This window comes from Pseudomonas sp. St316, from assembly GCF_018325905.1.
In the GTDB taxonomy this organism is placed as follows: Bacteria; Pseudomonadota; Gammaproteobacteria; order Pseudomonadales; family Pseudomonadaceae; genus Aquipseudomonas.
The window spans coordinates 3,882,750-3,889,863 of record NZ_AP021901.1; the positions used below are offsets into that span (position 1 = coordinate 3,882,750).

Sequence of the window (7,114 nt, forward strand, 5' to 3'; positions counted from 1 at the left end):
CAGTGCTACACCGCCCAGTGCCAGGGCACCCCGGCGGCACTGCCAGCGCTGGCGTTGCAATACCCGATTACGCCCTCTGGCAACGCGAGCCCGGTCAACAGACCGCGTTCAGCAGCCAACTGGAATACTGGCGCAACCAACTGGAGGATGGCGACTACCTGCTGGACCTGCCGACTGAACAGGGCCGTCCAGACCAGCTCGCCCCGGCGGCGGGCGCGGTGCAATTGCAGTTGCCGCCCGCCCTGGTGGAACGCCTGCGACAGTTCGCCCAACAACGCGGTGCCACGCTGTACATGCTCATGCTCGGCGCCGCGCAGTTGCTGTTGGGCCGCTACGCCAACCAGCGCGATGTGCGGGTTGGCAGCCCGGTGGCCCAGCGTCCATTCGCCGAGCTGCAGCCGCTGATCGGCTGCTTCGTCAACACCGTGGTCATGCGCGCCGACCTTGATCCGGCGCTGGACTTCGAAGGTTTGCTGGGCCAGGTGCGCAACCGTGTATTGGATGCCCAGCAGCATCAGGATGTGCCGTTCGACCAGGTCGTCGAGCACCTGAAGCCTTCGCGCAGCCTCGGCCAGACGCCGCTGTTCCAAGTGTTGTTCGCCATGCAGAGCGCCGACTCGACAAGCCAGCCATGGCCGCAGTTGCAGGTCAGCGAACGCGCCGTGACCGCCCAGGCCACCAAGTACGACCTGAACTGGGAAGTGCATGACGGCGAAGTGCTGTCGGTGTTGCTGGAATACCGTGCCGCGCTGTTCAGCCAAACCACGGCCCGACGTTGGCTGGAACAGTGGCAACAACTGCTGGAAACCATGCTCGACGCTCCAGGGACCCGTCTCGGCGACTGGTCACCGTTGGCGACGGCAGAGCGTCAGCGCCAATTGGTCGAATGGAACGCCACTGACCGTCACTACAACGGCCCGACCAACCTGCACACCGCCCTGAGCCAACAGGCGGCCCTGAGCCCCAACGCCCCGGCACTGGTGTTCGAAGGCCAGCGCCTGAGCTATGCCGAGCTGGACCAGCGGGCACAAACCGTCGCCCGGGCCTTGCGCGCAGCCGGCGTGGGCACCGACAGCATCGTGCCGGTGTGCATGGAGCGTTCGGTAGAGATGGTCGTCGCCCTGCTTGGCATCGTCCATGCTGGCGCCGCGTGGCTGCCGCTGGATCCGCAACTGCCTGCCGCGCGCCTGGCGTTCCTGATCGAAGACGCTGAGGCCAAGGTCACCTTGACCCAAGCGCAATGGCTGACGCGCCTGCCCGTGGGGCATGCCGCCTGGACGCTGGATGCGTTACCGAACGCTGCAGTCGGAGAACCGATCAGCGTCGAGCCCCACGACCTGGCCTACGTGCTCTACACCTCCGGTTCCACCGGCCAACCCAAAGGCGTGATGAACGAACACGGCGCCTTGATGAACCGTCTGCACTGGATGCAGGACGCCTTCCCGATTGGCCCGAACGACCGCGTGCTGCAAAAGACCCCGTACAGCTTCGACGTGTCGGTGTGGGAGTTCTTCTGGCCGCTGATCACTGGCGCGACCCTGGTGGTGGCGCGTCCAGACGGTCATCGTGACCCGGCCTACCTCAGCCAATTGATCCAGCAGGAACGGGTCACGACGTTGCACTTCGTACCGTCGATGCTGCGGGCCTTTGTCGAGGAACCGAGCCTGGTCGACTGCCACAGCCTGCGCCAGGTGTTCGCCAGCGGCGAAGCCTTGCCGGTGGATCTGGTGCGGCGCTTCATGGACCAACACCCGGCAGCGCTGGTCAACCTGTACGGCCCGACCGAAGCGGCCATCGACGTCTCGGTCTGGCGCTGCTCGGCGGGCGACGTGATCGTGCCGATTGGCAAGCCCATCGCCAACCTGCGCTTGTACATCCTCGATGAGGCCCTGCAGCCGTTGCCGATTGGCAGCATCGGCGAGCTGTACATCGGCGGCGTCGGTGTGGCCCGGGGGTATCTGAAACGCCCGGACCTGACCGAGGAACGCTTCCTCGCCAGCCCGTTCGTGGCCGGTGAGCGCCTGTACCGCACCGGTGACCGTTGCCGCTTCCTGGCCGACGGCAACATCGAATACCTGGGGCGCCTCGACCATCAGGTGAAGTTGCGTGGGCAGCGGATCGAGCTGGGGGAAATCGACGCTGCGCTGCTGGCCCAGGCCGGTGTGCGCGACGCCGCCACCTTGTTGCTCGACCAGCGCCTGGTGAGTTTCTGGTGCGGTGACGCCGATGAGGCGAACCTGCGTGCCGAGTTGAATGACAGCCTGCCCGCACACCTGCAGCCAAGCCTGTTTGTGCAGCTCGACCGCCTGCCGCTCAACAGCAACGGCAAGCTCGACCGCAAGGCACTGGCCGCCACGTCGCTGCCGCAAAGCCAAAGCGACCAGCCGCGCACCGCGCCGCGCAATGTCACTGAAACCGTGCTCTGCGAACTGTTCAGCGAAGTGCTGGGTGGTTCGGAAGTCGGCATCGAGGACAATTTTTTCCAGCTTGGCGGCCACTCCTTGCTGGCCACCCGCCTGGTCAGCCGGGTCCGTGAGCGCCTCGGGGTTTCCCTGCCCTTGCCGCGGGTGTTCGCCCAACCGACGGTCGCGGCCCTGGCCGAGTATCTGCGCGCGGCCATGCCCGGCGAATCGATCAGCGCGCAACCGCGCCCGGCGCAATTGCCCCTGGGCCTGGCTCAACGCCGGTTCTGGATGCTCAGCCGCCTGGTCCCGGAGTCCCGCGAGTACCACATGCCATTCGCCCTGACCTTGCGCGGCGAGTTGCAGGTCGAGGTCTTGCGCGAGGCCTTTGCGCAGGTCAGCCAGCGTCATCTGGTGCTGCGCAGCCGGATTGTCGAAGTCGACGGCGAGCCACAATTGCTGATTGACGACCAGGGGCCGGCGCTCGCGGTCACTGGCGTTGCGACCCAGGACTGGGCAGCGACCTGCGCCAACGCCCAGGACGAACTGATGACACCGTTCGACCTGGCCGCCGCCGCGCCTTGGCGTGCGCACCTGCTGCAACGCCAGGACACTGACGAAAACCTGTTGCTGGTGTGCCTGCACCACAGCGCCACCGACGGCTGGGCCATGCAGTTGCTCATCGACGAACTGACCCAGGCCTACACCGCCGGCCTGAACGGGCAATCGCCCGCCTGGACCCCACTGGAGATCGACTACGTCGATTTCGCCCTGTGGCAACAGCACCCGGACACCCAGGCCCGGCGCAGTGGCAGCCTGGACTACTGGAAAAACCACCTGGGCCAGGACGACTACCCGCTCGACCTGCCCCTGGACCATCCACGCAGCGCCGAAGCCGATCGTCGCGCCCGGCAACTGAACGTGCGCCTCGGCACCCAGCGTGCCGACGCCATCCGCCAGTTCGCCCGGCAGCGCGGCACGACCACCTACGTGGTGCTGGCCACGGCCCTGAGCGCGCTGCTGGCCCGCTACAGCGGCCAGCGAGAGATTCGCCTCGGCACCCCGGCGGACCAACGTGACCACGCACAAACCCAGACGTTGCTGGCCTGCCTGGTCAACACCCTGGTGATCCGCAGCGACGTCGACCAACGGGCCCCGGCCGAGCAACTGCTGGCCAGCCTCGAGGCCGACCTGCGTGCAGCCCAAGCCCATGCTGACTTGCCCTTCGCCACCCTGGTCGGCGCCGTCGCGCAAAACCGCGACCTGACCCGTACGCCGCTGTTCCAGGTGCTGTTCTCCCTCAACTACGGCCGCGTGGACAGCAGCCAATGGCCGGGGCTGAACGTCGAAGAGCAGATGCTGCCAGTGATCGACGCCAAGTTTGAACAGAGCTGGGAAGTCCAGGACGACGGCAGCGACATGACGCTGGCGCTGGAATACCAATCGGCCTTGTACGACGAAACCACAATGCAACGCTGGAGCGCGCAGTGGTGCGCGCTGCTCGACGCCTTGGTAGCGGCACCGGAGCGCACCCTGGTCGACCTGTTCCCGCAACAGCAGGACCAGCAGCAACTGGATCGCTGGAACGCCACTGACCGTCACTACAACGGCCCGACCAACCTGCACACCGCCCTGAGCCAACAGGCGGCCCTGAGCCCCAACGCCCCGGCACTGGTCTTCGAAGGCCAGCGCCTGAGCTATGCCGAGCTGGACCAGCGGGCACAAACCGTCGCCCGGGCCCTGCGCGCAGCCGGCGTGGGCACCGACAGCATCGTGCCGGTGTGCATGGAGCGTTCAGTAGAAATGGTCGTGGCCCTGCTTGGCATCGTCCATGCTGGCGCCGCGTGGCTGCCGCTGGATCCGCAACTGCCTACCGCGCGCCTGGCGTTCCTGATCGAAGACGCTGAGGCCAAGGTCACCTTGACCCAAGCGCAATGGCTGTCGCGCCTGCCGGTCGGGCATCAAGCCTGGACCCTCGACACGTTGCCCGAAGCCTCTGCATTCGAACCGATCAGCATCGAGCCCCACGACCTGGCCTACGTGCTCTACACCTCCGGTTCCACCGGCCAGCCCAAAGGCGTGATGAACGAACACGGCGCCTTGATGAACCGTCTGCACTGGATGCAGGACGCCTTCCCGATTGGCCCGAACGACCGCGTGCTGCAAAAAACCCCGTACAACTTCGACGTGTCGGTGTGGGAGTTCTTCTGGCCGCTGATCACTGGCGCGACCCTGGTGGTCGCCCGTCCGGACGGTCATCGTGACCCGGCCTACCTCAGCCAATTGATCCAGCAGGAACGGGTCACGACGTTGCACTTCGTACCGTCGATGCTGCGGGCCTTTGTCGAGGAACCGAGCCTGGTCGACTGCCACAGCCTGCGCCAGGTGTTCGCCAGCGGCGAAGCCTTGCCAGTGGATCTGGTGCGGCGCTTCATGAGCCAACACCCGGCAGCGCTGGTCAACCTGTACGGCCCGACCGAAGCGGCCATCGACGTCTCGGTCTGGCGCTGCTCGGCGGGCGACGTGATCGTGCCGATCGGCAAGCCCATCGCCAACCTGCGCTTGTACATCCTCGATGAGGCCCTGCAGCCGTTGCCGATTGGCAGCATCGGCGAGCTGTACATCGGCGGCGTCGGTGTGGCCCGGGGGTATCTGAAACGCCCGGACCTGACCGAGGAACGCTTCCTCGCCAGCCCGTTCGTGGCCGGTGATCGCCTGTACCGCACTGGCGACCGCTGCCGCTTCCTGGCCGACGGCAACATCGAATACCTGGGGCGCCTCGACCATCAGGTGAAGCTGCGTGGGCAGCGGATCGAGCTGGGGGAAATCGACTCAGCGCTGCTGAATCTGCCAGCCATCACCGGCGCCTGCACCCTGGTCATCGACAACCGCCTGGTGGCGTTCTACAGCAGCACCGCGCAATCGGACCTCGATACACAGCTCGCAGCCGAACTGCCGGCCTACATGGTGCCGGCGGTGTGGGTGCAAATCCCGGCCTTGCCGCTAAGCACCAACGGCAAGATCGACCGCAAGGCCCTGGCCGCCCTGCCCTTGCCAAACACCCAGAAAGACTACGCGGCACCGCGCAATGACCTGGAGCGCCTGCTCTGCCAGTTGTTCGGCGAACTGCTCGGCGAAACCTTGACCGGCGGCCGTGAAGTCGGCACCTCAGACAGTTTCTTCGCCTTGGGCGGTGACTCGATTCTTGGCCTGAAACTGATCTCGCGCTTGCGTGAACAGGGCTATTCGCTCACGCCACGGGACCTGTTCCGTTCGCCAACCCCGGCGGCCCTGGCCCATGTGACCACGGCGCTGCTGACCCGGGCCGAACAAGGTGACGTGAGCGGGCCGATGCCGCTGATGCCATTGCACCAGTGGTTCTTCGACCAACAGCAGGTCCAGGTCGCGCACTGGAACCAATCGGTGCTGGCCGACAGCGACCGTCGTCTGGAACCGGCCATCGTGCAAGCCACGCTGGATCGACTGGTCGCCCACCACGACGCCCTGCGCTTGCGTTTCACCGACGTCGACGGCCAATGGCAGGCGCATATCGCGCCGACGGCTGCGGCCCAGTTGACCTGCTGCGAACACCCGGAACAACTGCTGCACGTCGCCCAGAGCCTGGACCTGCAACACGGCCCGCTGTTTGCCGCGGCCCTGTTGGAAGGCACCCCGCAACGCCTGTACCTGGTGGCCCATCACCTGGTGGTTGATGCAGTGTCCTGGACGCCGCTGCTGGAAGATTTTCAACAGCTGTACCCGGCACTGGAGCGTGGCGAGAGCCCGACGTTGCCGGCGAAAACCACCTCGTATCGTCAATGGGCCGAACACTTGCAAGCCCATGCCGCCAAGGTCGCTGCCGAGCATCGCTACTGGAGTGCCCAGATCGGCGCAAACCCGCCGCCCATGGCCACGGTCGCCGAGCGCCAGACACTGTCGGCGCGCTGGGACGCCAGCCGCACGCACCAATGGCTGACCGAGTCCCATGCCGCTTACCGCACGCAACCGGAAGAACTGCTGATCGCCGCCCTCGCCGCGACCCTGGCCGAGGCCGAACAGCGCAGCGACATCGTCGTGGACCTGGAGCGCCACGGGCGTGACGCACCGTTTGCCGGGCTGGACGTCGGCCGCACCGTCGGCTGGTTCACCACCCTCTACCCATTGCGCGTGAATGCCAACGGCGCCGCGGGCGATCAGGTGCGCAACGCCAAGCAAGCCTTGCGTGACGTACCTGGCCAGGGCCTGGGCTACGGCTTGCTGCGCCAGCGCGGCGAGTTGCCGGCCAACCACGGTGATGTGCTGTTCAACTACCTGGGGCATGAGCAAACGCCAGAGGGCTGGTTGCGCGCCAGCAGCCTGACCCCGCCGCCGGACGTGGCCCCAGTGAACCGAGTGACCCACGCCCGTGAAGTGGTGGCCTGGCTGGAGGACGGCGTGTTGCGTGTCGAATGGCACAGCGTCACGCCGAACGCCGACAGCCGCTTGCCCACTCGCCTGCTGGAACGTTTGCAGGCGCTGGTCGAACACTGCCTCGACCCGCAGGCCGGTTCGCTGATGCCAGCGGACTTCCCGCTGGCCAAGGCGCTGAACCAGAAATCCCTGGACAAACTGCTGGGCAAGCTCAAGACCAAACCCAATTCCCAAAGCTAGCGAGCGACGCGGCGCCAGCGCAGGTCTCAGACCGGCGCGGCGCCTTGATCGACTCACTTGAG

Annotated in this window: 1 protein-coding gene; it reads left to right on the forward strand. The window is 66.3% G+C overall.

Annotation, left to right across the window (positions count from 1 at the left end):
* The first annotated feature begins 2 nt into the window (after positions 1-2).
* Positions 3-7,052 carry a non-ribosomal peptide synthetase gene (locus tag KI237_RS30545; RefSeq protein WP_283246168.1) on the forward strand — a complete coding sequence of 2,350 codons (7,050 nt, stop codon included), beginning with the start codon at positions 3-5 and terminating at the stop codon, positions 7,050-7,052.
* Positions 7,053-7,114: the final 62 nt, after the last annotated feature.